18 protein-coding genes and 1 pseudogene are annotated in these 20,485 nt (G+C 66.7%); 2 read left to right on the forward strand and 17 right to left on the reverse strand.

From position 1 onward, the window contains the following. Positions 1-48 precede the first annotated feature (48 nt). From WDZ97_RS13375 to WDZ97_RS13425, 11 genes and pseudogenes are all read right to left on the reverse strand, one after another. Positions 49-396: a hypothetical protein gene (locus WDZ97_RS13375; protein WP_020165637.1), complete on the reverse strand. Its 348-nt coding sequence runs from the start codon at positions 394-396 to the stop codon at positions 49-51. 93 nt (positions 397-489) lie between these two features. Continuing rightward, positions 490-1,014 carry a hypothetical protein gene (locus tag WDZ97_RS13380; RefSeq protein WP_425763061.1) on the reverse strand — a complete coding sequence of 175 codons (525 nt, stop codon included), beginning with the start codon at positions 1,012-1,014 and terminating at the stop codon, positions 490-492. Between the two features lie 138 nt (positions 1,015-1,152). After that, positions 1,153-1,410: pseudogene (locus tag WDZ97_RS13385) on the reverse strand (NAD(P)(+) transhydrogenase (Re/Si-specific) subunit beta); the annotation flags it as partial. An 81-nt stretch (positions 1,411-1,491) separates the two neighbouring features. After that, positions 1,492-2,910, reverse strand: a complete 1,419-nt coding sequence (gene pntB / locus WDZ97_RS13390) for a Re/Si-specific NAD(P)(+) transhydrogenase subunit beta (protein ID WP_425763062.1) — start codon at positions 2,908-2,910, stop codon at positions 1,492-1,494. Positions 2,911-2,976: 66 nt separating this feature from the next. Beyond that, positions 2,977-4,611 carry a Re/Si-specific NAD(P)(+) transhydrogenase subunit alpha gene (locus WDZ97_RS13395; RefSeq protein WP_425763063.1) on the reverse strand — a complete coding sequence of 545 codons (1,635 nt, stop codon included), beginning with the start codon at positions 4,609-4,611 and terminating at the stop codon, positions 2,977-2,979. Between the two features lie 571 nt (positions 4,612-5,182). Then, complete coding sequence (locus WDZ97_RS13400; protein WP_425763064.1) at positions 5,183-5,998, reverse strand: PP2C family protein-serine/threonine phosphatase; 816 nt, start codon at positions 5,996-5,998, stop codon at positions 5,183-5,185. A 102-nt stretch (positions 5,999-6,100) separates the two neighbouring features. Further along, a complete protein-coding gene (locus WDZ97_RS13405) occupies positions 6,101-6,955 on the reverse strand; it encodes an HDOD domain-containing protein (RefSeq protein WP_425763065.1) in 855 nt (284 codons plus the stop codon). A gap of 133 nt (positions 6,956-7,088) precedes the next feature. Further along, positions 7,089-8,321: a glycolate oxidase subunit GlcF gene (glcF, locus tag WDZ97_RS13410; protein WP_304001846.1), complete on the reverse strand. Its 1,233-nt coding sequence runs from the start codon at positions 8,319-8,321 to the stop codon at positions 7,089-7,091. A 10-nt stretch (positions 8,322-8,331) separates the two neighbouring features. Beyond that, on the reverse strand, positions 8,332-9,408 hold the full coding sequence (glcE, locus tag WDZ97_RS13415) for a glycolate oxidase subunit GlcE (protein ID WP_425763066.1): 1,077 nt from the start codon (positions 9,406-9,408) through the stop codon (positions 8,332-8,334). Between the two features lie 2 nt (positions 9,409-9,410). Continuing rightward, a complete protein-coding gene (locus WDZ97_RS13420) occupies positions 9,411-10,919 on the reverse strand; it encodes an FAD-linked oxidase C-terminal domain-containing protein (RefSeq protein WP_425763067.1) in 1,509 nt (502 codons plus the stop codon). A gap of 259 nt (positions 10,920-11,178) precedes the next feature. Next, positions 11,179-12,468, reverse strand: a complete 1,290-nt coding sequence (locus WDZ97_RS13425) for a glycerate kinase type-2 family protein (RefSeq protein ID WP_020165646.1) — start codon at positions 12,466-12,468, stop codon at positions 11,179-11,181. Positions 12,469-12,678: 210 nt separating this feature from the next. Here WDZ97_RS13425 and WDZ97_RS13430 point away from each other — a divergent pair, with 210 nt between their 5' ends. Both WDZ97_RS13430 and murI read left to right on the forward strand, forming a co-directional pair. Continuing rightward, a complete protein-coding gene (locus WDZ97_RS13430; RefSeq protein ID WP_425763068.1) occupies positions 12,679-13,245 on the forward strand; it encodes a cob(I)yrinic acid a,c-diamide adenosyltransferase in 567 nt (188 codons plus the stop codon). Between the two features lie 39 nt (positions 13,246-13,284). Continuing rightward, positions 13,285-14,085, forward strand: coding sequence for a glutamate racemase (murI, locus tag WDZ97_RS13435; RefSeq protein ID WP_425763069.1), 801 nt, complete (start codon positions 13,285-13,287; stop codon positions 14,083-14,085). Here murI and WDZ97_RS13440 read toward each other — a convergent pair whose 3' ends face one another. The 6 genes from WDZ97_RS13440 to WDZ97_RS13465 all read right to left on the reverse strand — a co-directional run bounded on the left by WDZ97_RS13440 (position 14,086) and on the right by WDZ97_RS13465 (position 20,476). Beyond that, positions 14,086-14,952, reverse strand: coding sequence for a decaprenyl-phosphate phosphoribosyltransferase (locus WDZ97_RS13440; RefSeq protein ID WP_425763070.1), 867 nt, complete (start codon positions 14,950-14,952; stop codon positions 14,086-14,088). 7 nt (positions 14,953-14,959) lie between these two features. Next, positions 14,960-16,465: an ArnT family glycosyltransferase gene (locus WDZ97_RS13445; RefSeq protein WP_425763071.1), complete on the reverse strand. Its 1,506-nt coding sequence runs from the start codon at positions 16,463-16,465 to the stop codon at positions 14,960-14,962. A 3-nt stretch (positions 16,466-16,468) separates the two neighbouring features. Next, positions 16,469-17,539, reverse strand: coding sequence for a 3-deoxy-7-phosphoheptulonate synthase AroG (aroG, locus tag WDZ97_RS13450; RefSeq protein WP_020165651.1), 1,071 nt, complete (start codon positions 17,537-17,539; stop codon positions 16,469-16,471). A 112-nt stretch (positions 17,540-17,651) separates the two neighbouring features. Beyond that, positions 17,652-18,173, reverse strand: a complete 522-nt coding sequence (locus WDZ97_RS13455) for a DUF2062 domain-containing protein (RefSeq protein WP_425763072.1) — start codon at positions 18,171-18,173, stop codon at positions 17,652-17,654. Between the two features lie 17 nt (positions 18,174-18,190). Continuing rightward, on the reverse strand, positions 18,191-19,675 hold the full coding sequence (gene tldD / locus WDZ97_RS13460; protein ID WP_425763073.1) for a metalloprotease TldD: 1,485 nt from the start codon (positions 19,673-19,675) through the stop codon (positions 18,191-18,193). A gap of 18 nt (positions 19,676-19,693) precedes the next feature. Further along, complete coding sequence (locus WDZ97_RS13465) at positions 19,694-20,476, reverse strand: GNAT family N-acetyltransferase (RefSeq protein WP_020165654.1); 783 nt, start codon at positions 20,474-20,476, stop codon at positions 19,694-19,696. Positions 20,477-20,485 lie beyond the last annotated feature (9 nt).

A 20,485-nucleotide genomic window follows, 5' to 3' on the forward strand; every position in this document is an offset into this window, starting at 1 on the left:
CGATTGTGCATCGCCACAGGCGGTCCGTCAGCCCGGACTGCGCAGGACTCAGACGCTTTCGAGGAAGCCCAGGTGGAAAGCCGACACGCGGTCGAGGCCGATGCGACAGACGACCGACTCATTGGCCGGCACCGGGTCCTGCCCAGGGGTGAAATACATCGCGTCACGCAGATGGATGAAGGCGCGCGCTCCGTCGTCGGTCGGCGAGCCCGCCGCCAGCGCATCCTTGATGCCCTGTTCGATCGACGACGTCAGGACGTGGTGCTGCATGTACTGCGCCCGGCTGATGACGAAACCGGAGATGAGGAAGCCGTCGACCACGAGCGTGACCGCCGTTTCAAGCTGATTCTCGGATTCGGCGAACTTGACGATGAGTTCGAGTATCGGGTCTTGCATGGCGCCTCCTTGATGGGGGGAATGTGTGATCGGCTTCCGCCGCATACAAAGAGTACTCCGCAGCAGCACGCAGAACCATCGGGCCGGGAAAGCTCAGGCTGACTTGCTCTCGTCAGCGCCGGCTTCGGGCGGAGGAGGCAGGATGAACCCGGCAAGACGACGGGCCTGCATCACCATGATCGCACCGACAGCAAGCTGTGCCAGCGCCGCAGTTCCGCTCACGTGGGCATCAGCGCTCAGGTCGCTCAGCTGATAGCCGTTCCGCAGAAAGTGCACCGCGCTGATTGCATAGGTCAGAGCAGGCTCGAGTGCCTTGAGCCCGATCACCGCCAGTCCGACCGTCACGCAGGCGACGACGATCACCTGTTGCCCGTTCAGCGTGAGCCGGTTGTCGTGGTGAGTGCGCGGTACGAGCCGATGTGCAAGCGCCATCGGAAACAACCACATGAATACCGCGACGACTGAGAACAGCGCGGCGAACATCAGGTACAAATCGTTCATGCCGGCATTGCTGCTGTCGCGCACGGCATACGCGATACCGAACATCTGGATCACCCAGACGCCCAGCCAGATGGCAAAGAGTCTGACCGCGAGACCGACGATCTGTTGTGGGGTCATCGATAAGAACCGGGACGAAAGAACGGCACCGATTGTCATATGACGGACACGCACCCACAAGCGGTTTTCCGGCAGCACGAAAGAAAATACCGCGCGCCGCTCTCGCGGACACGCGGTTCTGCCGGCGGTGGAACAGGATCAGCTCAGCGCCTTGATGTGGCCAATCATTTCCGCCACCACGCCCTGCGCCGAGCCGTAGCAGAGGCGGCAGTTGTCCTCGAAGAACAGCGCGTTCTCGATGCCGGAATAGCCGTCGCCCTTGCCGCGCTTGATCACGCTGACGTTCTGCGCCTTGTCGGCATTGAGAATCGGCATGCCGCAGATCGGGCTGGTCTTGTCGGTACGGGCGACCGGGTTCACCACGTCGTTTGCACCGATCACCAGCGCCACGTCAGCCTGCGAGAACTCCTAACAGGCGGGCCACAGGGCCCGCCTTGGCACGTCGGGCCGGGCCTTCCGGCCCGACACCGTGTCCGATCAACTCTTGAGCGCCACCAGGATCTCGTCGAGCATCTTCTTGGCGTCGCCGAACAGCATGCGGTTGTTGTCCTTGTAGAACAGCGGGTTGTCCACGCCCGCGTAGCCGCTGGCCATGGAGCGCTTCATGACGATGCTGGTGCGGGCCTTCCAGACTTCGAGCACCGGCATGCCGGCGATCGGACTGGTCGGATCGTCCTGCGCGGCCGGGTTGACGATGTCGTTGGCGCCAATGACCATGGCCACGTCGGTGTCCGGGAAGTCCTCGTTGAGTTCGTCCATCTCGAAGACGATGTCGTAGGGCACCTTGGCTTCGGCCAGCAGCACGTTCATGTGGCCTGGCATGCGGCCGGCCACCGGGTGGATGCCGAAGCGCACGTTCACGCCCTTCTCGCGCAGGGTGCGGGTGATCTCGAACACCGTGTGCTGGGCCTGGGCGACGGCCATGCCGTAGCCGGGAACGATGATCACGTTCTTGGCCTCGCGCAGCATCTCGGCGGTCTCGGTGGCGCTGACGGGCGTCACCTCGCCCTGGGGCTCGGCGGCAGCGCCGTCGGCCTTGGCGGCCGGCTTGCCTGCGCCACTGCCGAAGCCACCGGCGATCACGCTGATGAAGTTGCGGTTCATCGCGTTGCACATGATGTAGGACAGGATGGCGCCCGATGAGCCGACCAGCGCACCGGTGACGATCAGCAGGTCGTTGCTGAGCATGAAGCCGGTGGCGGCTGCCGCCCAGCCGGAGTAGCTGTTGAGCATGGACACGACCACCGGCATGTCGGCGCCGCCGATGGCCATGACCATGTGCACGCCGAACAGCAACGCGATCACCGTCATCACGATCAGCGGCGTCATACCGCTCTGCACGTCGTGCGCGTTCAGGAAAACCTGGCCGAACCCGATCACCACCAGCAGCGCGATCAGGTTGAGCCAGTGACGCGCAGGCAGCAGCAGGGGCTTGCCGCCGATCTTTCCGTTGAGCTTGCCGAAGGCAATCAGCGAACCTGAGAAGGTGACCGCACCGATGAGGATGCCCACGTAGATTTCGACTTCGTGGATGACTTTCTCGACGCCTTCGAGTTGCAGCGACGTGTCGACATAGCTGGCGAAGCCGACCAGGCAAGCGGCCAGACCGACCAGGCTGTGCATCAGCGCGACCAGCTCGGGCATCTGGGTCATCTTGACGGTCTTTGCGGCGTACAGGCCGATGCTGCCGCCCACCACCAGCGCGCCGACGATCCAGGGAATGCCGGCGGGTGAAACGCGCGGCCCGAAGACCGTGGCGAGCACGGCCAGCGCCATGCCGACCATGCCGTACAGATTGCCGCGGCGCGATGATTCGGGGTTGGACAGGCCGCCAAGACTGAGGATGAACAGGATGGCGGCTCCGAGGTAGGCCACCGTGGCAAGGCTTTGGGACATGGGTGTCTCGTCTCTTTCTTGTCTTGATCGGTCGGGGACGGAGCCGAAGGTCCGTCCCCGGGGTCCTTACTTCTGGAACATCGCCAGCATGCGGCGCGTCACGGCAAAGCCGCCGAACATGTTGATCGCGGTCAGCACGATGCCGGCGAAGGCGAGCCAGAGGATGAGCTGATCCGGTCGACCGTTCGCACCGGCATCGGGCGGCGCGATCTGGATCAGCGCACCGATGACGATGATGCTGGAGATGGCGTTGGTCACGCTCATCAGCGGCGTGTGCAGCGCGGGCGTGACGTTCCAGACGACCATGTAGCCGATGAAGCAGGCCAGCACAAACACCGTGAAGTGGCCCAGGAACGCGGCCGGCGCGAACGAACCGATGGCCCCGAACACCAGAGCCCCCACGGCGAAGATGATGGCCAGCGTCTTGGCGGGCATCGGGCCGCCGGGGCCGTGCCCATGACCGCTCTTCTTTTCAACCGCTGCCGCGGCCGGCTTGGGCGCGGGCTTCGGAGCGGCGGCGATGGGCGGTGCCGGCCAGGTGATCTCGCCGTCCTTGATCACGGTCAGGCCACGGATGGCATCGTCGTCCATGTTGACGTTGATGACACCGTCCTTGGTCTTGCACAACTCTTCGGTCAGGCGGAACAGGTTGGTGCCATAAAGCGTGGACGACTGGCGTGCCATGCGTGAGGCCAGGTCGGTGAAGCCGACAATGGTCACGCCATGCTTGACCACGGCCTTGCCCGGTTCGGTGAGTTCGCAGTTGCCGCCCTGCTCGGCGGCCATGTCCACGATCACGCTGCCGGGCTTCATGCTTTGTACCATCTCGGCGGTGATCAGCCGGGGTGCGGGCTTGCCGGGAATCAGCGCAGTGGTGATGATGATGTCGCACTCCTTGGCCTGCTGCGCGTACATGGCGCGCTGCGCGGCCTGGAAGCCTTCGCTCATGACTTTGGCGTAGCCGCCGCCGCCCGAGCCCTCTTCCTCGTAATCGACCTTGACGAACTCGCCACCCAGCGAGACGACCTGGTCGGCCACCTCGGCGCGGGTGTCGTTGGCGCGCACGATGGCGCCCAGGCTGGCCGCCGCACCAATGGCGGCCAGGCCGGCCACACCGGCACCGGCAATGAACACCTTGGCCGGCGGCACCTTGCCCGCGGCGGTGATCTGGCCATTGAAGAAGCGCCCGAAGGCGTTGGCCGCCTCGACCACCGCGCGGTAGCCGCTGACGCCGGCCATGGAGGTCAGCGCGTCCATCTTCTGCGCGCGGCTGAGCGTGCGCGGCAGCGCGTCGATGGCCAGCACGGTGACCTTTTTCGCCGCCAGCTGCTGCATCAACTCCGGGTTCTGCGCCGGCCAGACGAAGCCGATCAGGGTCTGCCCTTCGTGCATCAGCGCCACCTCGTCGGCGGTCGGCGGACGCACCTTGAACACGATGTCGGCGCTGCTCCACAGCTCGGTCGCAGAACCGGCGATGCTGGCGCCCGCTTCGCGGTAGGCGTCGTCGGACAGGTCGGCCAGATCACCCGCGCCGGTCTCCACGACCACGCTAAAACCCAGCTTGGCCAGTTTGGTCACCACGTCTGGCACGGTGGCTACGCGCTTTTCGCCCGGGAAGATCTCTCGGGGAACGCCGATGCGCTGCGGCGTGGGGGCTGCCGCGCTGGCCGCGGCGTTGTCGTTCGATGCGCCAGAAGTCATGGGTAGGTCCTCGGTCGATTTGTTGGAATTCGGTCAGTTGCTGCGCAATGGCGCATCAGGGAGCGGAAGCAGTGGCGGAACCGTCAGCCTGCACCGAACACTGAAGACACAGTCAATAGCGGCCTTGTGCAGTTGGCGCCCCCAGTGCACGCTGGCGTGCGGACACGCCCTTCGGCAGCGGTTCTGTCGATGGCCCAGAGGTATCGCGGATCACGGGCAAGGCTTCGGGCACCACCATGGCCATCAAATCCACGAAGGCGCCGCTGTAAGGATCGTACCCCCTGTTCGAAAACGGCCCCTGGCCGCACATGACCGATCCGGCGACAGGCGCATGACAGCCCGCTCGGAGCACCTGCCGGTGCGTCTTCTCCTGCCTTCCGGAGCGCGCAGTCTAGCGTGCCAGGCTTCACGGCGCAGCACTTTGCGCCAAAAAAGATGCACGTTGCGCCGCATCATGCCAGAACCACGGAAGGTTATTGACAAAAGAAAAGCCCCGTGTTGCGTTGCAACACGGGGCTTGCATTCAAGTGCGGGGGGTGCCGCCGCGGTCAGCGTGGCAGGACGCTCACGGTCAGGCCGGCAGTTTTCCCAGCTTGCGCCGGGCGGCGTCCAGACGGTCCTGTTCGGCCTTCTGCCGGGCCTCGACGTCCACCAGCTTGATGATGATGAGCGACACGTTGTCGCCGGTCGGGCGACCGCGTTCGCGTGCGCGCTTGATGAACACTTCGGCTGCCTCGCGCGCCGAGTACACGGAGAGCACGCCACCCATTTCCTCATCGGAAAAATAGGCCCACAGACCGTCGGAGCAGATGACGAAAGTGTCCCCGTCGGACAGCGTGTCGGTGCCGCCGAAGTCGATCACCGGTTCCTTCTGCGCGCCGAGGCAATGCAGCAGCAGGTTGCGCTGCGGGTGCGTCTTGGCGCCCTCTTCGTCGAGGCGCCCCTGACGCATCAGTTCGCCCACCAGCGAATGGTCCTTGCTGCAGCTGACCAGCTTGTCGTCACGGAAATGGTAGATGCGCGAATCGCCGCAATGCGCCCAGTCGGCACGGCCACCGTTCATCAGCAGCACGCAGGCGGTGGAATGCGGATCCTGCTCGGACGTGAAGCGGGTGAGCTTGATGACGACGTGCGATTCCTCGACCACGCTGCGCAGCAGATCGTGCGGCGACTCGATCGCCGGAGCGAAGCTCTCGAAGTTCTCGCGCGCCTTATGTACGACCTGCTCGGCCGCCATCGCGCCACCGCTGTGGCCGCCCATGCCGTCGGCGAGCACGGCCATCAGCATGCCCTTGTGACGGGAATGCGGAAACACCGCTGCGCGATCCTGCTGTTCCTTGCGATCGCCGATGTGCTGCGCGACGCAGCTGTCTAGTTTGAGCGCCATGAAGCTTTCCGGATACCTGTAGCCGATTCTAGCTTCTCAACAGCACACGCTCGTGTAAGCAGCTGTTCATGTCTGCAAGCACAGGTGCAATTTCACGATTCTTCACAACGAGAAGCTCACGTACTGGTCGTTGATCTCGTCGATGTACTCGTCGAGCGCACTCGCGTGTATGCCAAGCTCCTCCAGCACCTCGCCCGAACGCATGCTCCAGATCGGGTCCGGCAAGCCCTTGTTGAGCAGATAGATGTGCGTCGCCAGCGCGACGATGCCTATCGTGCTGCGCAGGCCGTAGGTGTCGTCTTCCGGCATTTCGTGGTGGTAGCGGATGGCCTGAACGATCAACTCCGGCAAGCCCCAGTTGCGGGCGACCCAGTAACCCACGGTCGCATGATCGAGCCGGTAGCGGACGTTCTCCAGACCGGTATCGACCCAGTAGGACTCCTCGTCCAGATTCAGCGTCGTCCAGTAGTCAGCGAAGCGCTGCGTCAGCAGGGGAACGCCGCAGTCGTGAAACATGGCGGCCAGATAGGCCTGATCGGGAAACACGTTGCAGACCGCGACGCGTTCGCCGGCGATCTGCGAGGCCAGGCTGGCAATCGTTTCGCAGCGCTGCCAGAAGCGCTCCATCTGCGGCCCCGGACCGCCTGCCGCCTGACGGATCGAAATGCCGCGCACCAGATTGATGGTCTGGTTGAGACCGATGCGCATCAGTACCTGTTCGGCGTTGGCGGGCGCACGGCCGCGCCCGTAGGCGGGCGAGCGGCACACCTTGAACAGCGCAGCCAGCACGCCAGGGTCGCGCGAAATGCTCTCGGCGAGGAGGCCGACCTCGAAATCCGGATTGCGCATCAGGTTTTCGATTTCGAGCAGCAGGCGGGGCTTCGATGGAAGGAGGACGGCGGACGATTCGAGTACGGCGTCGATGACTTCGGGTGCGTGTACGGCTGTTTGCTGCATGGCGGGCTCACTCGGAACTGTATTGCGGGCTGCGAGCATTAACGGCAGCCGCCGACAGGACTTGAGCAGCGGAACGCACCCGGATCCGCGGGCCACGGATCCTGGGCCGCCCGCGATTCAATGGCAACAGACCCTAGGTGAGCGCCTGATCGAGCCACTCTATCCAGTGGCGCACCGGCGTCGCGGTCCCGGTCTGCAGGTGGGCGATGCAGCCGACGTTGGCACTGGCAATGCCGGCCGGCTGTTCGGCCTGCAGCGAGCGCAGCTTGTTGTCGCGCAGCGTCGTCGCGAGCGCCGGCTGCAGCAGCGAATAGCTGCCGGCCGATCCACAGCACAGGTGGCTGTCGGCGACCGGTTTCAAGTCGTAGCCGGCGGCGCGCAGCAGCGCTTCGGCGTGTCCGCGCACCTGCTGACCGTGCTGAAGCGAACAGGGCGGATGGTAGGCAAGCGGGCGACGCCCGGTGCCACCGGCGGCGAACAGCCCTTCGATCTGCACGCGCTCCGCAGCCAGGATTTCGGACAGGTCGCGCGTCATCGCCGCCACCTTCGCCGCGCGCTCGGCGTAAAGCGGGTCATCGGCCAGCAGGTGGCCATACTCGCGTACCGTGCTGCCGCAACCGGAGGCCGTCATCACGATGGCCTCGACGTCGCCACGCTCGATCGCTGGCCACCAGGCGTCGATCAGCGCACGCATGTCCTGGCGACCGCCGTCCTGGTCGTTCAGGTGGAAACGCAGCGCGCCGCAGCAACCGGCACGCGCGATCTCGATCAGCGAAATGCCGAGCAGGTCGAGCACGCGCGCCGCCGCGGCATTCACGTCCGGCATCAGCGCCGGCTGCACGCAGCCCGCCAGCACCAGCATGCGGCGCTGATGGCGCACCGGCGGCCAGGCGCCAGCGCTGCGCGCGTCAGCCACCTTGGCGGCCAGCGCGGCCGGCAGCAGCGGCTTGGCGAGCCGGCCGAGGGCCAGTGCGGTGTTGAACACCGCCGGACGCGACAGCCCTTCGCGCAGCAGCCAGCGCTTCGCGCGCTGCGCCAGCGGGCGCTTCGCACGCCGCTCGGCCACCGCGCGTCCGATGTCGACCAGTTCGCTGTAGCGCACACCGGACGGACAGGTCGATTCGCAATTGCGGCAGGTGAGGCAGCGGTCGAGGTGAGGCAGCACGGTGTCGGCCGGCACTTCGCCTTCGAGCATCTGCTTCATCAGGTAGATGCGGCCACGCGGACCGTCGAGCTCGTCGCCCAGCAGCTGATAGGTGGGACAGGTGGCGTTGCAGAAACCGCAGTGCACGCACTTGCGCAGCAGGGTGTCGGCGGCGTCGCCTTCGGGGGTGTTGCGGATGAAATCGGCCAGTCCGGTCTGCATCAGTCGGCGCTCACAGTTCAGCGTACAGGCGTCCGGGGCTGAACACGCCGGACGGGTCGAAAGCCTGCTTCAGGCGGCGATGCACCGCCATCACTTCAGGGGCCAGCGGCTCGAACACACCGAGCGCGCGATCGACGGTACTGCCGCCGCGGAACAGCGTCGCGTAACCGCCGACAGCTTTCACTGCGTGACGCAGCGCGTCGGCGTCGACATCGCTGCGCAGCCAGCGCTGCATGCCGTTCCACTCGATCAGACGGGGGCCGTCGAGCGGCAGCACCGGCGTCATCGGCGGCAACGACAGGCGCCACAGCGGCGTGTCGCCGGCGAAGAAATCGTGCGTCTGTTCGCGCATCGACTGCCACAGCGCAGCAGCGTCGGTCGCATCGAGCGGGTCGCCGCCGATGTTGCGCACGGCCGCATCGAGCGCTGTCTGCGCGCCCGACAGTCGAACGGCCAGCCGACCGTCCAGCCAGGCCGTGGCCGACACGGGCAGCGGCTGGGCGCCCCACTCGCGCATGCGGGTCAGCGCCTGCGCCTCGTCGAGCACCAGCACGCGCGTCTGTTCCGCCTGCGGTCGCGGCAGCACCTTCAGCGTCACCTCGAGCACCAGACCCAGCGTGCCGAAGCTGCCGGCGATCAGGCGCGACACGTCGAAGCCGGCGACGTTCTTCATGACCTGACCGCCGAAACGCAGCACGCGGCCCTGTCCGTCCATCAGTGTCACGCCGAGCACGAAATCGCGCAGGCTGCCGGCACTGATGCGGCGCGGCCCGGACAGCCCGCTGGCCAGGGCGCCGCCCAGCGTCGCGTACGGGCCGAAGTGCGGCGCTTCGAACGCCAGCATCTGGCCGTGCTCGGCCAGCAGGCGCTCGATCGCCGACAGACGGGTGCCGGCATGAGCGGTGATGTAGAGCTCGGACGGTTCGTAGGCGATGACGCCCTGCGCACCGCGCATGTCCAGCGGCACGCCGCCAAGCGACTGGGCGAGGAAGTCCTTGGAGCCGCTGCCATGCGGACGCAGTGCGCGACCGTGCGCAGCGGCCTCCAGCACCTGCTCGCGCAGCACTGCATGAAGAGAGTGAGTCATGGTCAGAAACGCGGCAGTTCGGGATGGGGCAGTTCGCCGTGATGCACGTGCATGCGGCCCATTTCGGCGCAGCGGTGCAGCGTCGGCACTGCCTTGCCTGGATTCATCAGGCCGGCCGGGTCGAAGGCCGCTTTCACGCGGTGGAACATGTCGAGCTCGTCGGAGGCGAACTGGCTGCACATCTGGTTGATCTTCTCCAGACCCACCCCGTGCTCGCCGGTGATGGTGCCACCCAGCGCCACCGACAGTTCGAGGATTTCGACGCCGAAGGCTTCTGCGCGATGCACCGAATCCGGGTCGTTCGAATCGAACAGGATGAGCGGATGCAGGTTGCCGTCGCCGGCATGGAACACGTTGAGCAGGCCCAGGCCGTACTTCTTCGCCATGACCTCCATCGCCTCCAGCATCTCGGCCAGCCGCTTGCGCGGAATGGTGCCGTCCATGCAGTAGTAGTCGGGCGAGATGCGTCCCGCCGCCGGGAAGGCCGCCTTGCGGCCGGCCCAGAAGCGCAGCCGCTCGGCCTCATCGCTGGAAATGCGGATTTCGGTTGCCCCCGCAGTGTCGAGCAGTACACGTACGCGGGCGATCTCGTCCTGCACCTCCTCTTCGGTGCCGTCGGATTCGCACAGCAGGATGGCCGCCGCGTCCAGCGGGTAGCCGGCATGCACGAACTGCTCGACCGCGGCCGCAGTGGCCTGGTCCATCATTTCCAGCCCGGCCGGGATGATGCCGGCGGCGATGATGTCGGCCACCGCCTGACCGGCGCGGCGGATGTCGTCGAAGGCGGCCAACACGCAGCGTGCCACGCGCGGCTTGGGCACCAGTTTCACCGTCACTTCGGTCACCACGCCGAGCAGGCCCTCCGAACCGATGGTCACGGCCAGCAGGTCGTAACCGGGGCTGTCTGGCGCGGCGCTGCCGATTTCCATCACTTCGCCCGCCATCGTCACCATCCGCACGCGCAGCACGTTATGCACGGTCAGACCGTACTTCAGGCAGTGCACGCCGCCCGAGTTCTCGGCCACATTGCCGCCGATGCTGCAGGCGATCTGCGACGACGGGTCCGGCGCGTAGTAAAGACCGTAAGGCGCCGCCGCTTCGGATACGGCGAGGTTGCGCACGCCCGGCTGAACGACGGCCTGCTGGGCGAGGCGGTCGACCGACACGATGCGGTTCAGCCGCGCCGTCGACAGCACCACGCCCTGCTTGTGCGGCGTCGCACCGCCCGACAGGCCGGTGCCGGCGCCACGCGGCACCACCGGCACGCCGAGGCGGTGACAGGTGCGCAGCACCGCGATCACCTGCGCTTCGGTGGTCGGCAGCGCAACCGCCAGCGGCATCTCGCGCATCAGCATCAGGCCGTCGCATTCGTAGGCGCGCAGACGGCCAAGGTCGGTGATCAGACAGTCCTCCGGCAGGACACGCGCCAGTTCGGCGATCAGGGCCGGGCGGTCGGTACTTCCGAGTGGCGGAACAGCGGCGGCTTCGTGGGCCTGTGGCAGAGCGCTCATGGCGGCTTCCGGTGGGGCAGAGACAGGCGGCAGATGATACCCGCAGTGCCCGGGCGGCGCCTCCTGCAGCGCGGGATCGCTGTCCGTGGAAGTCACCTCTGCTCGTAATGCGGCGTCGGAAACCGCGCCGGCTCCCGATACAGGCCGCTGTCGGGCTCAGAAGACCCCTCCCACAAGACCCCGGCTCGCGACTGCGCTTCCGGAGGCGGCAAAAGAAACGGCGCCCGCAGGCGCCGTTTCCGGGGAGAGCCGAGGTCGTTCAGACCTTCTTTTCGACGTAGATGGCGCGGAAATCGTTGACGTTGGTCAGCGTCGGGCCGGTCACGATGAGGTCGTCGATGCCGAGGAAGAAACCGTAGGCGTCGTGCTGGTCCAGCATCGTGCGGGCGTCGATGCCGGCGGCGCGGGCACGGGCCAGCGTGTCGTCGGTGACGATGGCGCCGGCGTTGTCCTCGCTGCCGTCGATGCCGTCGGTGTCGCCCGACACCGCGTGGATGCCTTTCATGCCGTCCAGTGCGATCGCCAGCGACAGCAGGAATTCCGAGTTGCGACCGCCGCGCGGCTTCTGACCGGGCTTGATCTGGCCCAGCGTGACCGTGGTTTCACCGCCTGACAGCAGCACGCAGGGCGGCTGCACCGGCGTGCCGTTGATCGCACACGCCTTGGCAATGCCAGCCAGCACCTTGCCGGCGTCGCTCGATTCACCTTCGATCATGTCGCCCAGCACCAACGGTGTCACACCGTGCGCGCGTGCCACTTCGGCGGCCGCCAGCAGCGACGCCTGGGCAGTGGAAATGACCCGGGTTTCGCAGCGCGCCAGACGCGGGTCGTCGGCCTTCGGCGTTTCCGATTCAGGCTTCGCCAGCCAGGCCATGACGGCCGCCGGCACTTCGATGTTGTAGCGACGGATGATGGCCAGCGCGTCCTCGCGCGTGGTGGTATCCGGCACCGTCGGGCCGGAGGCGACCACCGCCGGATCGTCGCCCGGCACGTCGGAAATGACCAGCGTAAACACGCGTGCCGGGTAGGCGGCCTGCGCCAGCCGGCCGCCCTTCATCGACGACAGGTGCTTGCGCACGCAATTCATCTCCTGGATGGCGGCGCCGCTGGCCAGCAGTGCGCGGTTCACGGCCTGCTTGTCTTCCAGCGTCAGGCCTTCGGCCGGTGCCGACAGCAGCGCCGAGCCACCGCCAGAGATCAGGGCGATCACCAGGTCGTCCTCGCTCAGGCCCTGCACCTTGTCGAGAATGCGCTTCGCCGCCTGCTGGCCGGCCGCATCAGGCACCGGGTGCGACGCCTCGACCACCTCGATGCGCTGGCACGGTGCGCCGTGACCGTAGCGGGTCACGACCAGCCCGGACAGGTCGCCCGACCAGTTCTTCTCGACCGCCAGCGCCATCGACGCCGCGGCCTTGCCGGCGCCGACGACGATGGTGCGGCCCTTGGGCGGCGGCGGCAGATTGGCCGGCACGCACAGGTCGGGATTGGCAGCGTCGAACGCCGCCTGGAACAGCTTGTTCAGGAAATCTTTCGGTTCGGGGGTACTCACGGCAACTCCGTCTGGTCTGTTCGTTTGCGGGGGATGTGTGGTCTGCGTGTATGTGCATGAACCGCGCAGCGCTGCCGGGTGATGGCCGCCCGCATATCCGGCTGTCGCGGGGTGGGCGCCAGCATGGGATGATGTGCAATTCTAGCGTGCGCCGGCCTTATATTTGCGCGCACTTATAATCAATACCTCTTATCCAAGTCATCACACGCCATGGGTCATCGACTATCCAAGATTGCCACCCGCACCGGCGACGGCGGCGAAACCGGCCTCGGCGACGGCACCCGGGTTTCCAAATCCAGTGCGCGGATACACGCGCTCGGCGACGTCGACGAACTGAACAGCGCGATCGGCGTGCTGCTGTGCGAAGACATGCCGACCGATCTGTCGGCGCTGCTGACCGAAATCCAGCACGACCTGTTCGACCTCGGCGGCGAACTGGCCATCCCCGGCTATCACCTGATCAAGACCGAACAGGTGGCGCGCCTCGATGCCGAACTCGAACGCCTGAACGCCGAACTGACGCCGCTGAAGGAATTCATCCTGCCCGGCGGCACCCGTGCGGCCGCCCATGCCCACCTCGCCCGCACCATCTGCCGCCGCGCCGAACGCGCGGTGATCACCGCGGCGAGCGAAGGCAAGGTGTCGGAGGCGAGCAGGCAGTATCTGAACCGTCTGTCCGACCTGCTGTTCGTGCTTGGCCGCACCTACAACCGGCTGGCCGGCTGCGGCGACGTGCTGTGGCAGCGCGGTCGCGCCCACGAGGGCGGGACGGACTGAAGGGATGGCCGCGGACACGTCCGCGACCGAGCACTGCCCGTGACCAGCAATCCCGACGCGCCGATAGGCGTATTCGACTCCGGCCTTGGCGGCCTGTCGGTGCTGCGCCACGCGCGCGCAGCGCTGCCGGCCGAGGATTTCCTGTACGTCGCCGATTCCGGCTTCGCCCCCTATGGCGAGCGCAGCACCGAGTGGATACGCGCGCGCAGCGCGGTGCTGGGCGAGTTCCTGCTCGACCATGGCGCCAAGGCGCTGCTGATCGCCTGCAACACGGCCACCGCGGCGGCCGCGCAGGCGCTGCGCGAGCGCTGGCCGGCACTGCCCATCATCGGCATGGAACCGGCGGTCAAACCGGCGGTGGCGGCGACGAAGACCGGCACGGTCGGCGTGCTGGCCACAACCGGCACACTGGCCAGCAGTCGTTTCGCAGCACTGCTCGACACCTTCGGCCGCGACATCCACGTGGTGACCCGGCCCGGCAGCGGTCTGGTCGAGGCGGTCGAGCGCGGCGACTTCGACACGCCGGCCACGCGTGCGCTGGTGGCCTCGCACGTCGAGCCGCTGATCGCCGAGGGCGCCGACGTGATCGTGCTCGGCTGCACCCATTACCCCTTCCTGCGCCCGCTGATCGAACAGGCGGCCGGACCCTCGGTGCGCGTGATCGACACCGGAGATGCTGTCGCCCGCCAGCTCGCACGCGCGCTCGGCCGGGCCGGCCTGCTGCGCAGCGGCCATCACGGCGGAGAACGTTTCTGGAGCAGCGCGCCGCCGACGCAACGCAGCGCCGCGCTGCAGCGCCTGTGGCGGCAGGACGCGACGGTCGAGCCGCTGACCGGCTGATCAGCGCAGGATGAGGACGGTGACGACCACCCAGCCTGCCATCGCGACGATCAGGTGGGCATCGCGAAACAGGTCGTGCGACGGATCGCCGCCGCCGCCCTGCCGATGCAGCAGATAGAGGTAGCGGAACAGGCCGTACAGCACGAAAGGCAGGGTGTAGATCAGGTCGCCGGTGCCGTGGGTGCGCACGGTGTCCTCGTCCACCGTGTAGAGCGCGTAGGCCACTACGGCGCAGGCGCCACTGATGGTGATGAACTGGTCGAGCAGCGCGGCCGAGTACTGGTCCAGCACCTTGCGGTGTGCGCCACCGCCCTCCTCCATCAGCATCATTTCGGCGCGCCGCTTGGCGAAGCCGAGGAAAAGCGTCAGTAGCAGGCCGCACATCAGCAGCCAGTTCGACGGCGGGATGCCGAGGCCGGTGGTACCGGCCAGCAGGCGCAGCATGAAGCCGGCACTGATCAGGAACACGTCGAGCACGACGACGCGTTTCAGGCCGTAGCTGTAGCCGAGGTTGAGCAGCCCGTAGATGCACAGCAGCCACACCAGCATGTCGCCGACCTGCCAGGCCAGCGCGAGCGAACTTGCGGACAGCGCCCCCATCAGCAGCACCGCCACCGACGGCGACAGCGCGCCGGAGGCCAGCGGACGCCGCCGCTTGACCGGGTGCAGTCGGTCCTGCGCGACGTCGCGGAAATCGTTCAGCGCGTATACGGCACTGGACATCAGGCAGAAGGCGGCGAAGGCCAGCAACGCCGACTGCACCATGGCGGCCTGATGCCAGGCGTGTCCGAACAGCAGGCCGAAGAACACGAAGCCGTTCTTCACCCACTGCTTCGGACGCATCAGCTGCAGGGCGGCGACGATCATCGCGGTCTCAGTTGAAGTAGCGTTCCTCGAAATAGCAGCCGCAGTCCGGCAGCCACTTCGGTATTGCATACCAGAGGCGGCGCGCCGGCTCCAGCACGCCTGCATGGTAGGCCGCGTAGTCGAAACCGTGGCCACGGATGCGCCAGAAGGTGGCACCGCGCACCTGCAGCGTGTCCTCGCTGACCTCGCGGAAATACGGCGTGTAGTCGGCGAGGTCCGGCTTCTCCTTGCTCAGGATCAGGATGTCGCGACCGGCCAGCGCGCGGAAATCGGTCAGCACGTCGTCGTGCCGCGCATGGCTGGACGCCGGGCCGAACACCGGCCAGTAACGGCCGTGGTTGTAGCCCAGCGTGACCGAGGGCGAATAGCCGTCGGTCATCAGCACGTAGCGCTCGACGTCGCTGCCCAGCGCGGCGATCACCTCGTCCGCCTTCACCGTCTGCACGACGCCGGCGTACTTGCGCGGCCCCAGCCGCTGCGCCCAGCTGTCGACCGGCTGCGTCGCTACCGCGACCACGCCGGCCACGTGCAGCAGCGCCAGTATCGCAGTGATGTTGCGGGTACGGCGCAGCACGCCGTCGGGCACCGCGCGTGCATACATCAGGAAAGCCAGCGGCACGAAGGAGAACACCCAGTGCAGGCCTATGGTCTTGACCAGCGACAGCAGACCAAACACTGCCAGCGGCACCACCACCAGCGCCGGCAGCGCGGCCTGGCGCATCCAGGCACCGGGCGCCCGCAGCAGGCGCCACACCACCATCGGCGTCAGCAGCCACAGCATCATGCCGGCGTACATCAGCGGCGTCTTCCACGACAACCCGGCGCCACCGTGGCGATTGAACACGTTGAACATCACGTTGGCCCAGCAGTGCTGGCTGTTCCACCACGCGTTGTACAGCCCCGCCGGCAACGCGCACAGCACGAGCAGCGCCAGCCCCTTCCATTTCCACGCCGCCGGCCGCCACAGCGCCCACACGATGTAGGCCAGGCCGAGCAGCACGGCGAAATACTTGGACAGGAAGGCGCCGCCGAGCAGCAGGCCGGCCAGCGCGAAGGCCGGCATCGACCTTGTGCGCTGCGCGCGCAGGAACAGCAGCGCCGACGCAACGCTGAAATACACCAGCGGAATGTCGGTCGTGATAAGCACGTCGAGCACGCTGGCCGGCGCCAGCAGCATCAGCGTGGCCGCGCCCCAGCGTGTGGCGGCGGCATCGTCGCGCAGGAAGGCGAGCAGCATGAAGGACAGCAGTGCCGGCTGCAGGATGGCCGGCAGGCGCAGCCACCACTCGGCTTCCGACACCGATATCAGCGCCGCCAGCCACCAGCCCACCATGGGCGGATGGTCGTAGAAGCCGCCGGCCGGGATCTTGCCCCACCAGTAGAAATAGGCTTCGTCGCCGGTGAAGGGCAGCACCGCACCCAGCCAGCCGCGGAAAACCAACGTCAGCAGCAGGCTGATGAAATAGAAACGGCGCCAGCTGGACGCCGGCGCCGTAGCGAACAGCGTATTCACCGATCAGTCGCGGTCGGCCAGCGCACGGCGACGTGCGCGCACGGCTTCGGCCAGGATGTCGAGCAGTTCGACGCTCTTTTCCCAGCCCAGGCAGGCGTCGGTGATGCTCATGCCGTATTCCGGCTCCTTGCCGGCGACCAGATCCTGACGGCCTTCCTTCAGATGCGATTCGACCATGACGCCGAAGATGCGGTCCTCGCCGCAGGCCATCTGCGCCGCGACGTCGCGCGCGACGTCCATCTGCAGCGCGCACTGCTTGCGGCTGTTGGCGTGCGAGAAGTCGATCATCACCTTGGCCGGCACGCCGGCGGCGGCCAGTTCGCGGCACACCTTCTCGACCGCCTCGGCGTCGTAGTTGGGCTCCTTGCCGCCGCGCAGGATGACGTGGCAGTCCTCGTTGCCGGCGGTCGACACGATGGCCGAGTGGCCGGCCTTCGTCACCGACAGGAACACGTGCGGCGACTGTGCCGACTTGATCGCGTCGGAGGCGATGCGCACATTGCCGTCGGTGCCGTTCTTGAAGCCGACCGGGCAGGACAGGCCGGACGCCAGTTCGCGGTGCACCTGGCTCTCCGTCGTGCGCGCGCCGATGGCGCCCCAGGCCACGAGGTCGGCCGTGTACTGCGGCGTGATGGTGTCGAGGAATTCGGTGCCGGCCGGCAGGCCCTGCTCGTTCACTTCCAGCAGGATGCGGCGCGCCAGGCGCAGGCCGTCGTTGATCTTGAAGCTGTTGTCCAGATAGGGGTCGTTGATCAGCCCCTTCCAGCCCACCGTGGTCCGCGGCTTCTCGAAATAGACGCGCATGACGATTTCGAGGTCGGCCGAAAGACGCTCGCGCTGCGCTTTCAGCAGCTTCGCGTATTCCATGCCGGCCTTGTAGTCGTGGATCGAGCAGGGGCCGATCACCACCAGCAGGCGGTCGTCGGCGCCGCGCAGGATGCGGTGGATGGCCTGGCGCGCGGCAAACGTCGTTTCGGACGCCACATCGCTGGCCGGCAGTTCGCGCAGCACGTGCGCGGGCGGCAGAAGTTCGCGGATTTCCTTGATGCGGACGTCGTCGGTGATCTTGTGCATGGGAGCGTTCATGGCTACGTTGTTCGGTACCGCGCCGGCAGGTGTGCCGTTGCAAAGCGGTGGATTCTAACCCGGCGCGGGGTTTCCTTCGTTCAGGCGGATGCTGACCGGCTCAGTTGCGGCGCTCGCGCCACAGCAGGTGGACCGCAAAATAGCCGATCACCGAGGCGCTGCAGGCCATGATGAACAGCCCGGTCACCAGCGGCAGGCCGGCCGCGCTGAGCCAGATCCAGAAACCTTCGAGCCAGCCGGTCGCCAGCTCGCCGATCTTTTCCGCACTCTGTTCGATCTGCGACGACTCGCTGACCGATGCCGGCTTGGCCAGCACGAAGCTGCCCAGTTCGTAGGCCGCCCAGTAGATCGGCGGGAAGGTGAACGGATTGGTGATCAGCGTGCAGCCGGCGCTGATCGCGACGTGCGCACGCAGGAAGAGCGCGGTGGCGATGGCGAACAGGAACTGGGCGAATGGAATCATCAGCCCGAAGAACAGGCCGATCGACACCGCCTTCGCGACGCTGTGGCGGTTGGCGTGCCACAGACTGTCGTCGCGCAGGTGATGGGCGAACGGCGCAACGACGCGCGAGGAGAGGATCTGCTCGCGCGTCGGGAACCAGCGTCTCAACCAGGTAGGCATGCTGCTGCGACTGACCGTCAGGCCGTGCCTCCAACGGTCAGTCCGTCGATGCGCAGCGTCGGCTGACCGACGCCGACCGGCACGCTCTGCCCTTCCTTGCCGCAGGTGCCGACGCCGCTGTCCAGCGCCATGTCGTTGCCGATCATCGACACGCGGGTCAGCGCGTCCGGGCCGTTGCCGATCAGCGTCGCACCCTTGACCGGGTAGGTCACGCGACCGTTCTCGATCATGTACACCTCGGCGCCCGAGAACACGAACTTGCCGCTGGTGATGTCGACCTGGCCGCCGCCGAAATTGACCGCATACAGGCCCTTCTTGACCGAGCGGATGATCTCTTCCGGCTCGCGGTCGCCGTTCAGCATGTAGGTGTTGGTCATGCGCGGCATCGGCAGATGGGCGAAGCTTTCGCGGCGGCCGTTGCCGGTCGGCGCCACGCCCATCAGGCGGGCGTTCAGGCTGTCCTGCATGTAGCCGACCAGGATGCCGTCCTCGATCAGCGTGGTGCAGCGGGTCGGGTTGCCTTCGTCGTCCACGGTCAGCGAGCCGCGGCGGTTCGGCAGCGTGCCATCGTCGACCACGGTGACGCCGCGCGACGCGACCTGCTGGCCGATGCGGCCGGCGAAAGCGGAACTGCCCTTGCGGTTGAAATCGCCTTCCAGACCGTGGCCGATCGCCTCGTGCAGCAGGATGCCGGGCCAGCCCGGGCCGAGCACCACGCTCATCGTGCCGGCCGGCGCCGGGCGGGCGTCGAGATTGACGCGTGCCTGATGCACCGCCTTCGCCGCGTAGTCGCGCAGCACCGCATCAGTGAAATAGCCGTAGTCGAAACGGCCGCCGCCGCCACTGGAGCCCTGCTCGCGGCGATCGCCGTCCTGCATGATGACGGTGACCGACACCCGCACCAGCGGGCGCACGTCGGCGGCCATGTGGCCGTCGCTGCGCATCACCATCACCACCTCGTGCGTGCCGGCGATGTGCGCCATCACCTGGGTGACGCGACTGTCCTCGGCGCGGGCGTAGCTTTCGAGCCGTTCGAGCAGCTTCACCTTGTCGGTGTCACTGAGCGAGGCGTGCGGATTGCGCGACGAATACAGCGGCACCGGCGAGGCCGAGGTCACCGTGCGTGCGCTCAGGCTCTGCCCCTGCGAGGCGATCGCGCGTGTCGCGCGGGCCGCCGCTTCGAGCGCCGGCAGGCTGATCTCGTCGGAATAGGCGAAGGCCGTCTTCTCGCCCTGGATTGCGCGTACGCCGACGCCCTGTTCGATGTTGAAGCTGCCGGACTTGACGATGCCCTCTTCCAGGCTCCAGGCCTCGCTGCACTGGTGCTGGAAGTAGAGATCGGCGTAGTCGATGCGATGGCCGCCAAGCAGCCCGAACACGCGGTCGAGTTCGCCGCGGTCGAGATCGAAGGGGGCGAGCAGCGTGGCACGCGCGGTGCCCATCAGGTCGGCGCCGGTGAGCGCCATCGGTTCGCGGGTCTTGACGGTGGAGCCGGTGGTCATGAATGCATCAGTCCTGGTTCAGTTGCGCGCCGGACGCCCCAGGCGTTCGGCGATGGCGTCCTCTTCCTGGCGCGGGAAGAAGTACTTGTACATCGATTTCTCTTCCTTCAGATCACGCCAGCGGCCACCCAGTTCATCGACGCGGCTGCGATACAGCTCGCGCGTCAGCCGCAGCAGGATGGCCGGCGCGCCGACGCGCTTGCACATGCGCTCCTCGGCGGCCGGAACGAAGTCGAGATATTTCTCGTAGAAGGCGCGGTGGCGCGGGTTCACCTCGATCAGCACATCGTCGCAGTCCTGGATGCGGAAGGCGTAGATGCACATCAGGTGGAACAGCGTGCCCATCAGCCGCTTCGAGCGCACCGACTGCTCGACCGCGAACTTGCCGAACTCGCACACCTTGCGACCTTCGTCGCGCAGGGCGTGCATCACGTCCGGATAGGTCTCGTCCGCCGACAGACCGGTGTCGGAGTCGAGATTGACCGTGATGGTGCCGTAGATGTGGCCGTCGAACTCGGCTACAAGGGTAATGCGGTTGGGCGCCTCGTCGATCTGCTTCTTCGTGTGATAGCCGCGCCACGAGTACATCTTCTCGATCAGCAGGCTGGTGCCTTCGCGCTTCTCGTTGTCGCTGCTCAGCAGGCGCACGCGGAACTTGTCCTTCTGCTGCGCCATTTCGCGCGTACCCGGAATGTCCTCCTGCTCGATGCACATCGAGCGCAGCCGTTCGACGTCCATGACCGTCACTTCCGCAAGCGTGTGCGGAAATTTCGACGGATTGCGAGTGGTTTGGTCATTCATTCGAGGAGA

Source organism: Methyloversatilis sp. MC4-4 (assembly GCF_049843555.1).
GTDB classification, from domain to species: Bacteria; Pseudomonadota; Gammaproteobacteria; order Burkholderiales; family Rhodocyclaceae; genus Methyloversatilis; species Methyloversatilis discipulorum_B.

Excerpts from the sequence above, each read along its gene's own strand:
- WDZ97_RS13375 (WP_020165637.1), bottom strand. The coding sequence starts at position 396 with ATGCAAGACCCGATACTCGAACTCATCGTCAAGTTCGCCGAATCCGAG.
- WDZ97_RS13380 (WP_425763061.1), bottom strand. The coding sequence starts at position 1,014 with ATGACCCCACAACAGATCGTCGGTCTCGCGGTCAGACTCTTTGCCATC.
- pntB (WP_425763062.1), bottom strand. The coding sequence starts at position 2,910 with ATGTCCCAAAGCCTTGCCACGGTGGCCTACCTCGGAGCCGCCATCCTG.
- WDZ97_RS13395 (WP_425763063.1), bottom strand. The coding sequence starts at position 4,611 with ATGACTTCTGGCGCATCGAACGACAACGCCGCGGCCAGCGCGGCAGCC.
- WDZ97_RS13400 (WP_425763064.1), bottom strand. The coding sequence starts at position 5,998 with ATGGCGCTCAAACTAGACAGCTGCGTCGCGCAGCACATCGGCGATCGC.
- WDZ97_RS13405 (WP_425763065.1), bottom strand. The coding sequence starts at position 6,955 with ATGCAGCAAACAGCCGTACACGCACCCGAAGTCATCGACGCCGTACTC.
- glcF (WP_304001846.1), bottom strand. The coding sequence starts at position 8,321 with ATGCAGACCGGACTGGCCGATTTCATCCGCAACACCCCCGAAGGCGAC.
- glcE (WP_425763066.1), bottom strand. The coding sequence starts at position 9,408 with ATGACTCACTCTCTTCATGCAGTGCTGCGCGAGCAGGTGCTGGAGGCC.
- WDZ97_RS13420 (WP_425763067.1), bottom strand. The coding sequence starts at position 10,919 with ATGAGCGCTCTGCCACAGGCCCACGAAGCCGCCGCTGTTCCGCCACTC.
- WDZ97_RS13430 (WP_425763068.1), top strand. The coding sequence starts at position 12,679 with ATGGGTCATCGACTATCCAAGATTGCCACCCGCACCGGCGACGGCGGC.
- WDZ97_RS13440 (WP_425763070.1), bottom strand. The coding sequence starts at position 14,952 with ATGATCGTCGCCGCCCTGCAGCTGATGCGTCCGAAGCAGTGGGTGAAG.
- aroG (WP_020165651.1), bottom strand. The coding sequence starts at position 17,539 with ATGCACAAGATCACCGACGACGTCCGCATCAAGGAAATCCGCGAACTT.
- WDZ97_RS13455 (WP_425763072.1), bottom strand. The coding sequence starts at position 18,173 with ATGCCTACCTGGTTGAGACGCTGGTTCCCGACGCGCGAGCAGATCCTC.
- tldD (WP_425763073.1), bottom strand. The coding sequence starts at position 19,675 with ATGACCACCGGCTCCACCGTCAAGACCCGCGAACCGATGGCGCTCACC.
- WDZ97_RS13465 (WP_020165654.1), bottom strand. The coding sequence starts at position 20,476 with ATGAATGACCAAACCACTCGCAATCCGTCGAAATTTCCGCACACGCTT.